Annotated in this window: 5 protein-coding genes; all 5 read right to left on the minus strand. The window is 37.7% G+C overall.

The features are described 5' to 3' along the window. Positions 1–6,997, minus strand: a 6,997-nt coding sequence (locus tag QM424_RS09645; protein ID WP_414394507.1) for a sialoglycan-binding domain-containing protein, incomplete at its 3' end; no start/stop codon positions are given. A gap of 1,073 nt (positions 6,998–8,070) precedes the next feature. Then, on the minus strand, positions 8,071–8,535 hold the full coding sequence (locus QM424_RS09650; protein ID WP_414394510.1) for a GmrSD restriction endonuclease domain-containing protein: 465 nt from the start codon (positions 8,533–8,535) through the stop codon (positions 8,071–8,073). A gap of 72 nt (positions 8,536–8,607) precedes the next feature. Further along, positions 8,608–8,889 (minus strand): hypothetical protein, encoded by a 282-nt coding sequence (locus QM424_RS09655; protein ID WP_285300598.1) that lies wholly within the window; start codon positions 8,887–8,889, stop codon positions 8,608–8,610. A 149-nt stretch (positions 8,890–9,038) separates the two neighbouring features. Continuing rightward, entirely contained in the window at positions 9,039–16,256 is a 7,218-nt protein-coding gene (locus QM424_RS09660; protein WP_414394513.1) for a YSIRK-type signal peptide-containing protein, read from the minus strand. An 804-nt stretch (positions 16,257–17,060) separates the two neighbouring features. Further along, positions 17,061–19,413: G5 domain-containing protein (locus tag QM424_RS09665; RefSeq protein WP_414394516.1), on the minus strand; the 2,353-nt coding region annotated here is incomplete at its 5' end.

A 19,413-nucleotide genomic window follows, 5' to 3' on the forward strand; every position in this document is an offset into this window, starting at 1 on the left:
TGATTGGATTACCATCTTTACCTGGAATCTCTACCTTAGTTCCTGGTGGATATGTTGTTCCATCTGGTTTCTTCGGTGTTACTGTAACTTCACCTGTATCTGGATCTTGTTCCAATTCCACTGTTGGTGTCTTACGTGCTGGTGTTGTTACTTCTACTGGTTTCGATGGGTTCTTGTTAGGTTCTGTTACTGTTCCTTTTCCTGACAAGTCTCCTTTCGGAAGCTTATCATTTGGTACTTCTCCTGAACCATTGTCACCGATTGTGACTGTGATTGGTGTTCCATCTTCACCTGGAATTTCTACCTTAGTTCCTGGTGGGTATGTTGATCCATCTGGTTTCTTAGGCGTTACTACTGCATCTCCATTTGGTTTACGAGTGATATCGATTGTAGGAGTTTGAGTTGTTGGTGTCTTAGGATCTGTTCCGTTTTTCTCTTCATCCTTGTCTGGAATTCCATCGTTGTCATCATCTGTGTCTACTTTATCTGGAATGCCATCGCCATCTGTATCGCGTTGGATAGTTACAGGGATTTTTACAACAGTCTCTTCTGTTCCACGTTTCAGTTTAACTGGAATCTCTACTGTGCGTTCTTCTTCTTTTGGTCCCCAATCTGTGACAGTTGGTGTACCTGTCAAGTTTCCACCGTTATCCACCGTTAAACCATTTACTGGACTATCTACTGTAATCGTTGTGCCTGGTTTATTTGGTGTCACTACCTTAGTATTTGCTGGAACAGGTGTTTTTTCTTTTACAGTTTTTCCTGTTGTGTCTCCTGTTAATCCATCTGCTACTTTTGGAGTTGCATCTTCTGTATCTGGAATTCCATCGTTATCATCATCTGGATCTACTTTATCTGGGATTCCATCTCCATCTGTATCTCTTTCGATATTTACAGGTACTTTTACAACAGTCTCTTCTGTTCCACGTTTCAGTTTAACTGGAATCTCTACTATACGTTCTTCTTCTTTTGGTCCCCAATCTGTGACGCTTGGTGTTCCTACTAGATTTCCACCGTTATCCACTGTTAAACCATTTACTGGACCATCTACTGAAATCGTTGTGCCTGGTTTATTTGGTGTCACTACCTTAGTATTTGCTGGAACAGGTGTTTTTTCTTTTACAGTTTTTCCTGTTGTGTCTCCTGTTAATCCATCTGCTACTTTTGGATTTGCATCATCCTTGTCTGGAATACCATCGTTATCATCATCTGGATCGGTCACATCTGGAATACCGTCTCCATCTGTATCGCGTTGGATAGTAACTGGAACATTTACAGGAACTACCTCGTCACCATGTTTAACTTTAACTGGGATCGTAACTTTACGTTCTTCTTCTTTTGGTCCCCAATCTGTGACAGTTGGTGTACCAGTTAAGTTACCATCGCCATCTACTGTCAATCCATTGACTGGTGTTTCTGTGGTGATTGTTGAACCTGGTTTGTTTGGTGTTACTACTGTAACTGGCGTAGTTTTTTCTTTTTCCAGAACTGGTGCTGGTGGAGTAACTTCAGCTCCCAAACTACCATTTGCTGTTCCTCTAGCTACTGGACTCTCAAGAACTACATTATCAATTCTCTTAGAAACTTTTGCAGTTATTTCTGTTTTATCTGCAACCTCAGCATCAGAAATTGTCACAACGCCTGCAGGGGTTACTGACACTTTATCAGCTGTCTTACCATTTACAGTCCAAGTATTCCCTGATTTTGTAACTGTTACAGTTTCTGGTGTAGTCTTACCTGTTGGTACATAAGTAAGGGTGATAGTATCAATATCTTGTGGATTAGTACTATTAGGGCGTGTTGGTGGAGTAATTGTTACACTACCATTCTCATGTCCAACTACGCTAGGCACTGTTGGCGTTACTGCTAACACTACTTGACGCTTAATTTCTGCAGGTGCAAATGTTGTTCTAGTTGTACTATTTACATCCGTAATAGAATTTTTGCTAGTATCCGGGAATACTGCTGTTGCGTTTCGAGTATATTTCCCTGAGTTATCTAGTGTTGTTCCTGAATCTAATTTATCTCCAGCTTTCCATGTCCACGTCATACCACTTGGTAAATAATTGTTTCCACGATCTGCTTTATCTTCACTATCTACAACCTTAAGATATCTATGAGCATCAATATTTTTACCACTATTGGCTACATTCAACGTTGAAGCTACTGGTACTTTTGCGATACCATTTTCAAGGTTTCTAGTCTCAATATCAACTACTCGATACTTGAATTTCAAATCACGGCTATCAGTAGCACTGCTTCCTTCAACATGTAGAGTAGCTTCATGTTCTCCTAAAGTTTCAGTATTCAATACAGTACCTGAAGACAAGCGAGTTGCATATGGATTTGCTTCAGTTTTTCCTGTTTGAGATGTAAATGTAGAAGCGGTTACTCCTTTTGGAAGTCCTCCCTTAACTTCTACTTTAGAAATCACACCTGAGTTATCCCATACCTTCAATTCAGGGTTAAAGTCAGCGCCACGATAGACTGTAAAGATTGGTGAATTAGCTGTTTCTGTTAATGGAACACCATTTAAAGTAGCTTGTGGTTTTTGAACATCTTTTGCAGTTGCTTTTGCTGGATCTGAATCAGCACCATTTCCATTTTTAGTAACTACTGTTACTTCTGTGTTATCTTTCACCTTATCTGCTGGAATAGTGATTTCCCCTGTATTGGAATCAATTCTAACTTCCGGATTATTCACAGTCCATTTGCCATTTGTTCCTTTAGTTCCAACAGCTGTTTTCGGAGTATTATCTTCCCCTGTATAGCTTACAGTAATCTTATCTGCTTTTGCTGGATTTTGTGGTTTACCTGTAACATCACCATTGTCTTTTGCTGTTGCTACTGGTTTAGCTGGCTTAGAAAATTTCGCTGTTGCTTTTGCTGGATCTGAATCAGTACCATTTCCATTTTTCGTAACTACTGTTACTTCTGTTCCGTCTTTTACTTTATTTTCCGGAATCGTGATTTCTCCAGTATTTGGATTGATTTGTACTTCTGGAGTATTTACTGTCCATTTTCCTTTCGGATCTTTCGTTCCTACAGCTGTTTTCGGAGTATTATCTTCCCCTGTATAGCTAATCGTAATCTTATCTGCTTTTGCTGGATCTTGTGGTTTACCTGTAACATCACCATTATCTTTCGCCACTGCTACTGGTTTAGCTGGTTTAGAAGATTTTGATGTTACTTTAGCTACTGGGCTCTCAAGAACGATATTATTATCAATTCTCTTAGAAACTTTTGCAGTTACTTCTTTACCATCCGCAACTTCAAGATCAGAAATTGTTACAACACCTGCTGGAGTTACTGACACTTTATCTGTTGTCTTACCATTGACTGTCCAGTTATTTCCTGATTTTGTAACCGTTACAGTTTCTGGTGTAGTCTTACCTGTTGGTGTATAAGTAAGTGTGATTGTATCAATATCTTGCGGTGTAGTACCATTAGGACGTGTTGGTGGGGTAACTGTTACACTACCATTTTCATTGGCTACTACGCTAGGCGCTGTCGGCGTTACCGCAAGAACTACTGGACGCTTGATTTCTGTCGGTGCAAATGTTGTTCTAGTTGTACTATTGTTATCTGTTACAGAACTTGGGAATTGCGCTGTAGCATTTCGAGTATATTTCCCTGAATTGTCTAATGTAGTACCTGGATCTAATTGATCTCCAGCTTTCCACGTCCAAGTCATACCTTGAGGCAAGTGGCTATTCCCACGATCACTTTGATCTTGGCTATCTACAACTTTAAGATAATTATGCGCATCAACATTTGTACGGCTATTTGGTACATTTAAAGTTGAACCTACTGGTACTTTCGCAACACCATTTTCAAGATTTTTTGTTGCAATATCCACAACACGGTACTTGAATTTCAAGTCACGACTGTCAGTAGCACTACTTCCTTCTACGTGAAGAGTAGCAGTATGTTCTCCTAATGTCTGAGTATCTAATACTCTACCCGAAGATAAACGAGTTTTATACTTCTTATCTTCTGAACTTCCATCTTTACCAGTTTGGGCTGTAAAGTTAGAAGCACTTACTCCGCCAGGAAGATTTCCAACTGTTACTTTTGAGATTTTTCCTGAGTTATCCCATACCTTAAGTTCAGGGTTAAATTCAGCACCACGATAGACTGTAAAGATTGGTGTATTGGCTGTCTCTGTTAGCGTAATGCCATTTAAAGTAGCTTGTGGTTTTTGAACATCTTTCGCAGTTGCTTTAGCTGGATCTGAATCCGCACCATTTCCATTCTTCGTAACTGCAGTTACTTCTGTTAAATCTTTTACTTTATTAGCTGGGATTGTGATTTCACCTGTATTGGCATCAATTCGAACATCTGGATTATTCACAGTCCATTTGCCGTTTGTTCCTTTAGTTCCTTCAGCTGTTTTTTGCTTGTTATCTTCCCCTGTAAAGCTTACTTTGATTTTATCTACTTTTGTTGCATCTTGTGGTTTTGCAGTTACATCCCCATTATCCTTAGCTGTTGCTACTGGTGTTTGAGCTTTGTCATCTACAACATGCACTGGTGCATCAATAATAAATGTTCCACGTTGTGGTATTGCTACTTCTACCTTACCATAAACTGGTTTCCCTGGTGCCGTAGTTTTGGACACATCTGGATCTTTAAACCAACGATAGGTTGTTCCAGCTGGCATTTCTGACTTATTCTTAATGCTATCAATCGCTGGAGGAATAACTCCCACTTTTGTAGTTTGCTCTTTAGATACTGGTTTGAAATTGAAGTTAGTTGCTTCTTCTGGTCTCAACGGCAACGTACCGATAATGGCGTTTTCACCCGTTCTATAACGAATGTAGCCTGTCGTTGTATACCCTCCATAGGCAATATACGGATCATTTGCTAAACGTTTTTTAATATCAGCCAGCATCGGATTACTTTTATCTTTATTCACCCAATCCGACATAATACTTTGATCCAATTCATCACCTTCTAAAACTTTCGTTTTAAAAGTGATAATCGTACGTTGCCCAGCAACTACGTTCATTTTATCTTCTATAACACCTCTAACAAGGTTGTATTCAAGACCATTTTTATAAACACCTAACATATCAATAACACGTGGAAATGCATCGGCGTTAGGCTCTGTTCCATCTCCACTATTTTTACGGTAAATATTCGATCTCCAACCATTAGATGGGTTAATGTAGTCCAGCCACCCGTCTACATTTTCTGTATAAGATGCCCCCGAACGTCGGACACCATCTTTTACATATGCTCGATAAGCTGAGTTCTCATATTCCCATGCTGAAGCACTAGAATATTCTTTATGAGATGTCTGATGCCCATCTTTATATTTTGTATAAGTAAAGTCATACGGATCTCCAACCGTACGTGGTATAGCAAGTGAGATTTTCTTAGAAGAACCCGCAAGAGCATTTGCTGCTGGACCTGAATCTAGCATCCAGTAATAGTATCTATTACCATCTTTTTCGATACGCTCTTCACGATACACACGAATGTTATCATAAGCTTGATCAGCTGTTCCTTTACTTACGAAAGCATACTGCTTGGTATCTGGTGAGAATACATCACGGTGTGAGTAGTCAATCATAGGATTTTTATTCCAACCAACACCGAAGTCTGTGACTTTAGTCTCACGAACATTACTTGTCCCACGACCGATTTCTTTTCCATTTTTAGTAACTACAGCTGTAACAACTGCATCTTTCACCATCAGTTTAGGATCGACGTTAACAGTAAAGTACCCATTAGATTGTGACTTCGTCTTATATTTTTGTCCTCCCACTGTGATTTCTACATCAGATTCCGACGCTGTATATCCATCAACTTGAGAAACGTAGGCCAAATTGTCATTGAAGGACACCGTATCAACTTTGCTTACAACTACAGTATCGACAGTTTTCCCATTCACTACCAATGTAACTGTGTTTCCAACTTCAATCCCAGGAGCATTTAACTTGAATGCACCTGAATCATCAAGTGTTGAAGTTACCAATGTTGTGCCATTTTTCTTAATTTGAATTGTTGAAGATGGTGTTGCATAACCTGTAACAAATCCAGAATTTGCTACAACAATACCTAGTTTTCCTCGACTAGTTGTTTTATCTATTGGTACAGATCTTACACCCGTTCCTTGTCCCATACTTTGACCATTACGTGGATCATGAGAACCTGAAGTCAAACGCATGGTAGCAATTTTAACAGAGTTAAACATTCTCTTCACAAGTTTATTCATTTGTTCAACTTCGTTCAGAGAAACTGTTGTGTTTTCAAGAACTCCTTGCGCCAATCCCAATAGTTCATTGGCTTTTTCCAGAACTTCTTTGCTTGTCTCATGCTCAGGCAATTCTAGAACCGCTGCCTGCAATTGATCAACAGATACTTTCAAAGAATCTTTTTTATCTGATACAGTTTGGTTCTCTTCGCTTGCTCTTACTTCAGAAGAAGATGCGCTCGCTACGATGGCACCCTGATTCTCAGTTTTATCTGCTTGAACCTCACTTGATTCTTTAGCAGCAGCTGATACGACTGTCACATCTTTAGACAAGAGTTCTACAAGTTCATCAATATCTTTTTGAGCTAGCTCAGAACTTTCTAGGGCTTCTTCCCCTTTTTGAAGTCTGTCTTTAACAGGCGATACTACTGAGTCTGCAAGGTTTAATTTAGTTGAAAGAAGAGCATTTAATTCTTCAACTACTTTTCTTAATTGGGTTTTATCAACTGTAGGCGCTTGATTTTCCAAGGATTTATTCACTTTATCTACTTTGTTTCCAGTAGATTCTGCAATACCTTGAGGCGACTTGGCCTCATCTTTAGGACTTACTACACCCGCAGTAGATTTTGGAGTGTTTTCAACTACACTATCCGCACTAGCAACGCGCGCACCCAAAAACATCAGCGCTGCAACAGCAACTGAAGCGGCACCGAAACTATATTTACGAATAGAAAAGCGCAAGACTTTTTCACGTTGTTGTCTATTTACTTTGTATGCATTCGATTTGTGTTCCATTTGTCCTCCTAAGGGCAATATAATATAGAAAAAGCAATCTTTATAACTTCAACCCCTTAAAAAGAGTTAAGCTATAAAAATTACTATAATGATCGCTATTAGCAAATAACATCACAGCTATCACAGCTATCACAGCTATCACAGCTATCACAGCTATCACAGCTATCACAGCTATCACAGCTCAATTATACCATTTTTTATATATTTAAGCAATCCAAAACCGATTTATTACATAAAATAGGGATAAAATTTTTAATTATACACAAAATGTTATTATATTATATACCAAAAATACAACCAACTCTCTATCTTTGAAATAAATCTGTAATCACCTATCATATCAGATAATTCATATTCATTATAGTTCCTGGAACATTTCTCAAAAATATCGAGTAGTAGCTGTATCATGTCAGGTGAAACGTATACATCCACCACAAAAGAGAAAAACTTGATCTGAAAAGGGATCTAATTCCAATTAGCTTTTAACTAAATAGACTAAGTAGTCTATTCTCTGCCACCTATATGTCTCGCCACAAACAAGGTAAACTTGACTTAAATCTCTTAGTTGAATCATCATAGTATAATACCTTTCCTCAGATAATTATTTTTATCTAATTTACCGGTAGTTTGGGAATTCTGATAGATTCCTTGTTATGACACGCTTACAAATGAAGTAAATCTTCCAACAATAAAACGCATAATATCAAGGTTCACACCTGATACTATGCGTTTTTCTGATTCCCAAGACTTTTTCCCCAGCATCTTCATTGACTCTATACCATCTGCAAAGGTAAAACCTCACTAAATTGTATGGAATATATGGATTTTATAAAAGATGGGAAAAATAAAAATTAAAATCTATAGGCAATTTAATGCCAATTAACAACTATTCTATCCTTGGGCATCTACAAATTCATGTAATTTATCTTTCAATAATTTTCCTCTATCTTTTATAAAGATATCATATATAGATTTATTTATTTCCTCCTCTCTTTCACATATATCTTTTTTTGAAATATGCACCTTATCTATTTTAAATACATCATTAATTTTTAAATATTTTTCCTCACAAGTTACACTTTCCTTCTTTTTAGCAAATGATCCATTACTAATCTCTTGATTTGTTTTTTTGTTAACAAAGTCAGATTACCGATTCTATTTTTCAACTTAGAATTTTTTTTATTAAATTTATTAAAGTACGGATTTTGAGGAATAATATGTTCGATTTCCCATATCGAATCTTCATTAAATCTATATTTTTTTAAAAGAGTATTGATATCACTTTCAGAATCAAACAAAGAAAGACATATAAGAATGAATCTTGTAAACTTTCTATGCTTACTATAAAAATTGGAGATATTTGGAGAAACATAGTATTCATAGATAGTATAATGCCTTCTCACATAATTTATAAGATAATCAGCTAATTCATCAACATTTTCCAAACTAGGATTCTCTTCTTGATTTTTTCCTTTTAAATCTGCAATTATGCCTTTATCAAACATTAAGTTTAAATAATCATTATAATTATTTTTCATACTTACAGTGTCTCCCTTTCAAATTCTCTTTTACTTTTAGTGTATCAGCTCGGAAATGTTAACTAATAAATCCTATGATCTTGTATCTAAATCAATTTTCCAACCGCTATCTATGATAATAATCGTATCATTTTCGAAATCCACAACTATTCTATCACTAAAACTTAATGGAGGATTATTTCCAAATCGCACTCTAAGGCTTTCTTCATCCCATCTTATCAATAAGGCACCATTGTAATATCTCACATTAACACGTCCTGCAGTCCTCCTAGTATCATGTTCAAGCCTATAAATCCAATACCAATTTGTTCCGTTTATTTCACTCAAAATATCTTTTAATCTATATTTAACCATATCAAACCTTCTCCTTTACGCATCTTTTTAAAACGTTTACATTTATTCTAAAGAAAGACGGATAGAAAGTAGCTTTTAAACTTCTTTCTATCCGTTACTTCCTCTAAGAATTAACACAACCCATTTTCAGTTCAATTTAATGACTCATCTTAATTGTTTCGTGTTTCTTCTTCATCGTCTTTCTTCTTTTTAGCAAATAGCAAACCAAATGCTCCAAGAAGAGAGAGAGCTCCTAATGCACCTGTAGCACGATCTGCTTTCGTACCAGTATTTGGCAATACTGCTTGATTTTGAGAAGGAGCTACCTGAGCATCAACTGTTTGAGTTGATTGTTCAGCCTGTTTGGTATCTGGCACAGTAGGTTTTTCTGTTTCAGGTTTACGTTCTGTGTTATCAGTTGGTACTTCAGGTGTTGGTTGTGGTGTGTTATCTCCACCTTGTTGTTCCCCATTACCTTCTGGTTTAGTTGGAGTAACTTTTCTGAAGACATGAGTTACAACATCACCTTCTTCATTAACATCTGTTCTTACAAATACGTAACCTTCAATTTCACCATGTTCAAATGCTTCATTCGCTTCACCTAATACTGCTGGAGCTTTCGCATCTGCTGGCTTCAATTCATTACCTTGTTCATCAATCCATTTAGTGATGATTAACTTAACTTTTGGTATTTCTACTGGATCTGGAAGTTCTCCATTTACTCCACCGTTGAATTCTGGTAATTCAACTGTTGGCGCTTTGGTTGGGCCATACGTTCTAGTCTCTGTAGGAGTGACCGTTCCTGTCTTAGGATCTACTTTGTACGTTGTCGTAGTAGTGACAGTTCGACCTTCAGGATCTGTAGTTGTTTCAACTTTTGGTTTTGTTCCTACTTTGATAACTGTGTCTGTTGGTTGTTTCGTACGAACTGGATCACCTACTGTTGGAGTAATCGCTCCTGTATTAGGATCCACTGTGTACGTTGTCGTGATCGTGTCTTCTCCAGGAGTTCCTTCTTCTCTAACTGGATCTGAATCTTTGTCACGACTTGTGTCACCTTCGTAACGGACTGGAGATGGTACTTCTTTGGTCTCAACTGTTGGCGCTTTGGTTGGGCCATACGTTCTAGTCTCTGTAGGAGTGACCGTTCCTGTCTTAGGATCTACTTTGTACGTTGTCGTAGTAGTGACAGTTCGACCTTCAGAATCTGTAGTTGTTTCAACTTTTGGTTTTGTTCCTACTTTGATAACTGTGTCTGTTGGTTGTTTCGTACGAACTGGATCACCTACTGTTGGAGTAATCGCTCCTGTATTAGGATCCACTGTGTACGTTGTCGTGATCGTGTCTTCTCCAGGAGTTCCTTCTTCTCTAACTGGATCTGAATCTTTGTCACGACTTGTGTCACCTTCGTAACGGACTGGAGATGGTACTTCTTTGGTCTCAACTGTTGGGTTTGGTTTAACAAGGAATGTTACTTCTCGTTCAATCTTATCTGGCGCATAGATTTTAATGTTATTTCCAATACCTTCAACAGTTTTAGTATATACTCCACCTGCACCGTAGAAATCTGCTACAGCTTTATATTTTACGATTCCTGATGTGTCAAATGTAGTTGTATTTTCTATAAAATTACCATCTTTAGACCACTTGAATGACATATTTGTTGGATAATACTTATCGTTTCCTGTCGAATTAGATTCCACTACTGCTTTTACATAGTCATGAGCATCTTTTCCATTACGTGAATTTGCAGTATCAACCAATTTCGTACCTAAAGTCACGATTTCTGGAGTATTTTTCACTTCTACATCTACAACCGTATATTTGAATTGATACTCTTGTTCATTACCTGATGCGTCTTTTACAAGGACTTTCCCGATATGATCTCCTAATGTAGCATTTGAAGTATCTGTGATTTGATCCCCTGTAAGTTGAACATCTCCGTTTGGTGTATCTGTGTTTTTAACAAATTCTCTTCCGCTTGGAAGACCAGAAGCTTTAACCTCAGTTACCTTTCCAGAATTATCACTTACTGTAAAGGTTGGATTGAAAGTTGCGCCACGGAAAATAACAAATTTGCTATTTTCATTGCTAGCATCTTTAGATAATTCGCTACCATTAAATGATACTTTTGGCTTTTCGCTTTCGTTTATAGTAACTGTCACGATTTTAGATGATTGAACTTTATTAGCATTCGGTCCAGTTTCTGATACTTTCGGTAATGTTACTTTTACATAACGAGTAGCTTCACCTTTTTCTGTCACTGTCTTATTCGCAAGTGGTGTACCATCTTGGTTTACCCACTCATAAGTTGTTCCTTCTGGTAAAGCTGCTGAGCCATTAACAGCCATTACAGCATCCTTAGCTTGAGAATCTGCCAAAGCTGTTCCGCTTTTCACCATAACACGAGTTGTATTGGCTCCTACATCAAATACTTCATGTGTAAATGAAGGTGTATAAGAAAGTTTTTCTGCTTCACTTGGGTTATCTGTAAATCTACCACGTGGATATTTAGCACCAAATGAGTACGTTTTTGTCCCAACGCCATCACTATTTAGCATATTCTTCATGTCAGCATCAGCATTTTTAAATTCTGCATCATTATCTCTCTTCACAACCCAGCTCATTCCTCCTGGAAGTCCTCCTGAATTTAGATAATAAGATGCCGGACTATCATTACGACCTACGCCTGCAAAATCATATACTTTAGTGACTGTCTCGAAATTCTTATAAACTTTGTAGTTAATGTCAATCGGAGTTGTTCTTGTATTATCTGCAAATACAACAGTTGCTTTTGCTGTTTTATTGTCCGATGGACTGCTTGTATCTAAAGTAACCTCTACTCTAGCATTATTTGGAACATCTATCTTACTAGTTCCATCTTGTAATTGTAGTAAGCTACGTTTTTCAGCATCTGTTAGAGTTTCACCTTGTATCAAGTTGATGGTTGGTTTTGCTACAGCTGTGTAGTTTACTGTAATTGTATGTTCTTTAGTTACTGTTGCCCCTGCTGCATCTGTTGTTCTATAAGTAAGATTATAGGTACCTTGTTTGAGAGGTTGTGCTAAATCAACATTTTTACCATCTTTAGTAGCTGTTACATCCAAGTTGTCCTTTGCTCTAAATCCTACAGTCTTATCTGCATCATCTTCAGGATCTGTTACTGTTACAAGTGTCTTTAGCTTGTCTTTAGTTAAAGTTCCATCTGCAACATAAGTGGCACGTGGATTGTTGATTGTTATTGTCGGATTTGTATTCGTTGCTTTCGCTGCAACAACCCATCCTCCATCATTAGCTGGATCTGCTGGGTTATTTTTCCCGTTCACATGGTGAGCACGGACTCTTACCACATTATCTCCAGTAATCTTGAATGGGAAATTAGTCTTTTTATGTGAATCCTTAATACGAAGAGTAAGTTTCTTCTCAGAAACATTATCTCCATTAGATACTGTTAAGTCAGTAGTATCTGAGCCCTTTTCTAGAACCCAGTTTCCATTTTGCTGTTTAACAGCATACTCATAAACTGTTTGATTTCCATTTAAAACTTGAAGATAGAATAGTCCAGTATCGTGAGCTACTTTAACAGCCAGTTCACGTCCTGCTTGAACTGGAGTATCAATAGAGATGGCTTTAGCCAGTTGGACATCGACTCTAGAAGCTGGTGACTCTACTCCGTCTTTAGTTTGCGTAACAGAGATTGCATTTGGAGCTTTTATAGAGGCATCTTGCTTCGTATTTTGAGTTAATGTTTCATTATCTTTTAAGTTGTAAGTCCATCTTCCGTTATTATCAACTGTTGTTGTACCAGTTTTACCATCTTGCAATGTTACTGTAACCTTTGCTCCAGCTATACCTGTACCTGAAATTCTACGGTCAGTCGATACTAGGGTTCCATTGTATCTTGTTTCTGTAGTAATCGTCGGTGCAGACGGGGCAACATTAACAGGAACATCAATAATTTTAGACGGTTGTCTCTTAGTTGCTTCTGGTGCATCATTGCCACTTTGCGCTGGAGGCAGAGTTACCTTCACCTTAAATGTTTGAACACCAGCTGTACTTGCTGTCGGAGTAATCTTATTTCCATGTGCATCAACCCATTCATAAGTTGTTCCAGCAGGCAGGTCAGGAGAACCATTTACTTTAGCAACGGCTGCACTAGCTTGTGCTTCTGATAGCGTTGCTCCTTGAGCTACAGTGACTTTTGTATCATTCGGTTTAATATCAAACACCTTATGAGTAAATGTAGCCGCATGCTCCAATTTATCAGCTGGTTGTGGGCTGTCAGTAAATCTACCGTAGTTATATTTACCACCAAACTTGTAAGTTGTTTCCCCTACTGGGTCTGCGTTAATCTTATCTCTCAAACCTGAAGCATCTATCTCTGCTTCATTACCTCGCTTAGCAAACCATTTCATTCCCCCTGGAATACCTGTATTGAGGTAATATTTTGATTCATCATCAGAACGACTTACGTTTTTAAAATCATAAACCGTACGAGCAATCGGGAAGGTCGGCAATACGCGGTAACTCAAAGTCACTGGAGCCAATCTTGTTCCGTCTGCGAGTACAACTGTCGCTTGAGCTTGCTTATTTTGATTTGTTTTAGAACTTGTATCTACAGCAACTTCAACTCTAGCATCTCTCGGAACATCAATCACATCATTTCCATCACGTAATTGAACCAAACTACGTTTAAGCTCATCTGATACAGTTTCACCTTGTACCAAATTGATAGTTTGTTTCGCTTGAGCCGTATAGCCTACCTTAATTGTGTGGTTCGCTGTTACTGATGCTCCCGCAGCATCTGTTGTTCTATAGGTAAGATTATAGGTACCTTGTTTAAGAGGTTGTGTTAAATCAACATTTTTACCGTTTTTAGTAGCTGTTACATCCAAGTTGTCCTTTGCTCTAGATCCTACAGTCTTATCTGCATCATCTTCAGGATCTGTTACTGTTACAAGTGTCTTTAGCTTGTCTTTTGTTAAAGTTCCATCTGCAACATAAGTGGCACGTGGATTGTTGATTGTAATTGTTGGATTTGTATTCGTTGCTTTCGCTGCGACAACCCATCCTCCATCATTAGTTGGATCTGCTGGATTATTATCCCCATTCACATAGTGAGCACGGACTTTTACCACATTATCTCCAGTAATCTTGAATGGGAAATTAGTCTTTTTGTGTGAATCCTTAATACGAAGAGTAATTTTCTTCTCAGAAACATTACCTCCGTTAGATACTGTTAGATCAGTAGTATCCGAACCCTTTTCTAGAACCCAGTTTCCGTTTTGCTGTTTAACAGCATACTCATAAACCGTTTTATTTCCATTTAAAACTTGAAGATAGAATCGACCAGTATCATGAGCTACTTTAACAGCCAGTTCACGTCCTGCTTGAACTGGAGTATCAATAGAGATGGCTTTAGCTAATTGGACATTCACTGTTGCAGCATCTGATTCTAATCCGTCTTTAGTTTGCGTAACAGAGATGGCTTTAGAGGCTTTTATAGAGGCATCTTGCTTCGTATTTTGAGTTAATGTTTCATTATCTTTTAGGTTGTAAGTCCATCTTCCATTATTATCAACTGTTGTTGTACCAGTTTTACCATCTTGCAATGTTACTGTAACCTTTGCTCCAGCTATACCTGTACCTGAGATTCTACGGTCAGTCGATACTAGGGTTCCATTGTATCTTGTTTCTGTCGTAATTGTTGGAGTTGCTGGCTTACTAACCAATCTGGTTCCACGTGCACCTACAATATATGATTGGTTAGTAGTTGGTCCACTCGTTACAGAGGCTGCATACACATTACCATTAGCAGCTTCTTTTTCTGTCACATTCCCTCTTAGTTTTACTCTAGCAGTCATATGTACCGCATAATCTGCATTTACATAACCTACTTCCATTCCAAGAGTATAGCTAACTCTACCAGTATAATTTCCATCCGTTTTTTTAACAATCGCATCTAAATAAGGATCGTTTGCATTATTTTTAAACACTTCTCCTTTTTGATTAGCACGAGTTACTCCTGATCGCGGATCATACAGAGATCTTCCATCATTACTAAAGAGGTGATCTTTCTGATCCCATGGATTTGAAATTGTAACTGTATCTCCAACCTTTTCAAAACCGCTGCCTCCATCAGAAAGCCTTCTACCACTAACATTTCGATAACGAGTGATTGTTACATTTTGTACTGTAGAACCATCCATAATATTAAAGGGTGGTTGAAAATAATAATGTTGACCATAAGATTTGTCTATCATACGTCTTCCATTATTATTGAAGTATACATCATAGACCATCCATTTACCTGAACTGTCTTGCTCATATTTTGATTTAATTACAGTCTTATCCTCTGTAAATTCAGGATCACCATTCCTTGTGTTTTGTCCACCGTTAGTATTTTTATCGACCGATGCAAAGTATCTAACGTTCTCCAATGCCCCAGAAGAGCTAATTGCTGTATAAGCTCTAAACTGTGTACCTCGAGCCATTCTTTGACCATTACGAGGGTCATGAGAACCTGAACTCAAACGTGTTGTAGCATTTTTAACAGAAATAAACATTCTCTTCACAAGTTTGTTCATTTGTTCAACATCGGTTAGAGATACTGTAGTATTCTGAAGAACGCCTTGAGCTAATACCATGACTTCATTGGCTTTTTTAAGAACTTCTTTCGTAGTATCATGTTCAGGAACTTCTGAAATTGCTGCCTTCAATTGATCAACAGATACTTTCAAAGCATCTTTTTTAGCTGAAACAGTTTGACCCTCTTCGCTTGCTCTTACTTCAGAAGAAGGTTGGCTCGCTGGTTTTTCAGCCTCAGTTCCAGTATTACTTTCTCGAACCTCACTTGATTCTTTTACCGCATTAGATAAAGTAGCTAAATCAGTAGACAAAAGTTCTTTTAGTTCATTAATATCTTTTTGAACTGCATCAACTTTATCTAGTAATGCCTGAGCTCTCTGAACTCTTTCTTTTACAGAAGAAAGCACTGAGTCGTCAAGATTTAATTTAGTTGAAAGAAGAGAATTTAATTCTTCAACTACTGTTCTTAACTGACTTTTATCAACCGTATTACTACTATTTTCAACAAGTGCAGTTTCTTTATTTTCTAAAGAACTATTGACTACTTCTGATTTATTTTCAGTAGGTTCCTTAATACCCACAGGCGAGTCACCCTTATCGTTAGGTTGTACTACACCCGCCGTAGATTGTGAATTGCTTCCGCTTACGGTATCTGCGCTAACAACGCGCGCACCTAAAAACATCAGTGCTGCAACAGCAACTGAAGCGGCACCGAAACTATATTTACGAATAGAAAAGCGCAACACCTTTTCACGTTGATGACGCTTTATTCTATTGAGTGAATTTGATTTATTTTCCATTGTCCCTCCTGATGTTAAAATACAAAATCAAATTTAAAAGCAATATTCCCACTGGGAATAAAACAATAAAAACTACTATGATGGATATTTAACATCACAGCTATCACAGCTATTACAGCTATTACAGCTATTACAGCTATTACAGCTATTACAGCTATTACAGCTATTACAGCTATTACAGCTATTACAGCTATTACAGCTAGATTATAACACTTTTAACATATTCAATCAAACAAAATAGTGTAAATATGCCTAATTTCACGAATTTTCAGTAAGTTTCAAGAAAGCACAATCAAGTTATTTATAATAATTAAAAATAAATATACATAACAATAGATATCCGACCCTTAATTTTAAGATATTCTTCAAATAACTATCATGAATATAAATTTATATTATTTTAAATCAAATTCATAAACTTACGTCTTAGAAACAAATAGATGATAGTATTAATTAAAAATCCAATCATTGATTCACTATGTCTATCATTTCAAAGTATATCCTTATACAACGATATTTCTTGAATAGGCTATCACCAAATAGGGGACTTTGATTTCAAATAAGTATAGCGGATTGAAGTTGGAATAGTCCAACACGACTCCTAATTCATTTTTAGAAATTGATCAATCGATTTGCGTACATTTTATTTCAATCCACTATATCTTATTACGAATACTATCTACTTTTCCGAGAATACAAGAACAGCCTTGCACCTCTTGAAACGAGGAACAAGGCTGTTTTTCAATCTTTTGCATTCATTGTCCACTTAACAATGATCCGTTCATATTTGACTAAATGTTTATTTTAGTCTTCTTTTTTCTTTCCAAGAGCAAGTCCGAGACCGCCTAGCATACCAAGAAGTCCTAGAGATGCAAGAGTCGCATTTGATTCAGTTCCTGTATTTGGTAATACATTTTGAGAATCATTTGATTTAGCTCCATTATCATTAGTAGTCTTAGTATCTACCTGATCTGCATTCGGAGCAACTGCATCTGGAACTGGAGTTGTTGGTGCAGCTGTATCTTGACCAGAATTTCCATTAGCATCAGGCATTACTGGCACAACTGGAGTTGGAGTTGTTAGCTCAGGTGTATCGTGATCAGAATTTACATTAGTATCAGGTGTTACTGGAATTGTATTTGTGTTTGAACTTACTTTTCTGAAAATGTGGGTCATTACTGGTTCATTTTCAGCTATCACAGTTCGTACAAATTCATATCCTGGAATTGATCTATGTTCAGCATCCTTTTCATTACCTGTCTTAACAGATTGTTTCAATACATTTCCATCTTCATCAATCCAGCGAACCTCAATCATTAGCTCTGGCAATTCAATTGAAGCCGGCAATACACCATTTTCAAAAATTGTTACCTTAGGTGGATTTTCTACTGGAACTTCCACAGCTGGTTTACCTGGTTCAGTAATCTTACCTGTACCTGGAACTTTACCTTCTGGTAATTCACTATTTGGTACTTTACCTTTACCGTCTTCACCGATTGTGACTGTGATTGACTTGTCACCTTTACCTGGGATTTCTACCTTAGTTCCTGGTGGGTATGTTGAGCCATCTGGTTTCTTCGGTGTCACTGTAACATCACCTGTCTTAGGATTTTGTTCTAACTCTACTTTTGGTTCTTTCGTTTTCCCATAAGTTCGAACAGTTGTTGGAGTTACCTTACCTGTTTTTGGATCAACTTCATAGGTAGTGGTATCAATCACATCGCGACCTTCAGAATCTTTAGATTGTTCAACCTTAGTTTTCGCACCAACTTTAACGATTGTCTTGCCTGCTGGGGTGACGACTGGATTACCAACGTGTTCTGTGATATGACCGTCCTTTGGATCTACATCGTAAGTGGTTGTAGTAACTGTTTTACCTTTTTCACCCTCAGTACGCTGAACTGGTGTACCGAAGTCTTTTTCAACATCTTTAACGTATTCCACTTCTGGTTCAATCGGGGTTTCTACTACTTTGTCCTTCGCTGCAACTTTGACAATTGTTTCTGTTGGATTTACTACTACTGGTTCTCCTACTCTTTCTGTAATAGCACCTGTAGTAGAATCAACACTATATGTTGTGGTGGTAGTGCTTGAACCTGCTTGTCCTGCTTCTTCCACATTCGGTTGATCTTTGTCGCGTGTATCATCTTTCACATATTTCTTAGGTAATGGGATTGCTGTTGTTTCTACTTTATCCTTCGCTGCAACTTTAACAATAGTATTAGTTGGTTCTTTCGTACGAACTGGTTGACCTTCACTTGCTGTAATCTTTCCAGTATTAGGATCCACAGTGTAAGTTGTTGTGATAGTGTCTTCACCATCTTCACCTTTAACAGTAGTTGGGGCTGTACCTTTTTCTTTTGTATCATCTTTTTCATAGACAACAGGTGATGGTACTACTCTCTTCTCAACTGTTGGTTCTTTCGTTTTCCCATAAGTTCGAACAGTTGTTGGAGTTACCTTACCTGTTTTTGGATCAACTTCATAGGTAGTGGTATCAATTACATCGAGACCTTCAGAATCTTTAGATTGTTCAACCTTAGTTTTCGCACCAACTTTAACGATTGTCTTGCCTGCTGGGGTGACGACTGGATTACCAACGTGTTCTGTGATATGACCGTCGTTTGGATCTACATCGTAAGTGGTTGTAGTAACTGTTTTACCTCTTTCACCCTCAGTACGCTGAGCTGGTGTACCGAAGTCTTTTTCAACATCTTTAACATACTCAACTTCTGGTTCAATCGGGGTTTCTACTACTTTGTCCTTGGCACCAACTTTAACGACTTTTGGTACCATTTCTGTTCTACTAACGACCGGTGTTCCATCCGTTACTGTACCGTTAGTTTCATTAACAAGTGTTGATGTTGTTGTTACTATCTTACCTTCAGATCCATTATTAGTAACCGTATTAGTTCCTACATCTTTGGTTTTATCTGCTTCATACCGTGTTGTTACAGGAATTATTTTGGTTACGACTTTGGATTTAACGCCATTTGGACTGGCAATGTCTTTCCTTACTGTTGGAGTAAGGGCACCGGTACTTGCATTGACTTCGTAGCTTGTAGTCTTCTTAACAACATCATCGCCTTCTTTAAGGTATTCAACCTCATCTTTAGCTGGGACCTTGACCACTGTCGGTTTTGATGGGACTACTACT

It is taken from the genome of Streptococcus mitis (assembly GCF_047464945.1).
In the GTDB taxonomy this organism is placed as follows: Bacteria; Bacillota; Bacilli; order Lactobacillales; family Streptococcaceae; genus Streptococcus; species Streptococcus mitis_EA.

What these genes read in the sequence shown, in the direction of transcription:
- QM424_RS09650 (WP_414394510.1), bottom strand. Translation starts at nt 8,535, where the DNA reads ATGAAAAATAATTATAATGATTATTTAAACTTAATGTTTGATAAAGGC.
- QM424_RS09655 (WP_285300598.1), bottom strand. Translation starts at nt 8,889, where the DNA reads ATGGTTAAATATAGATTAAAAGATATTTTGAGTGAAATAAACGGAACA.
- QM424_RS09660 (WP_414394513.1), bottom strand. Translation starts at nt 16,256, where the DNA reads ATGGAAAATAAATCAAATTCACTCAATAGAATAAAGCGTCATCAACGT.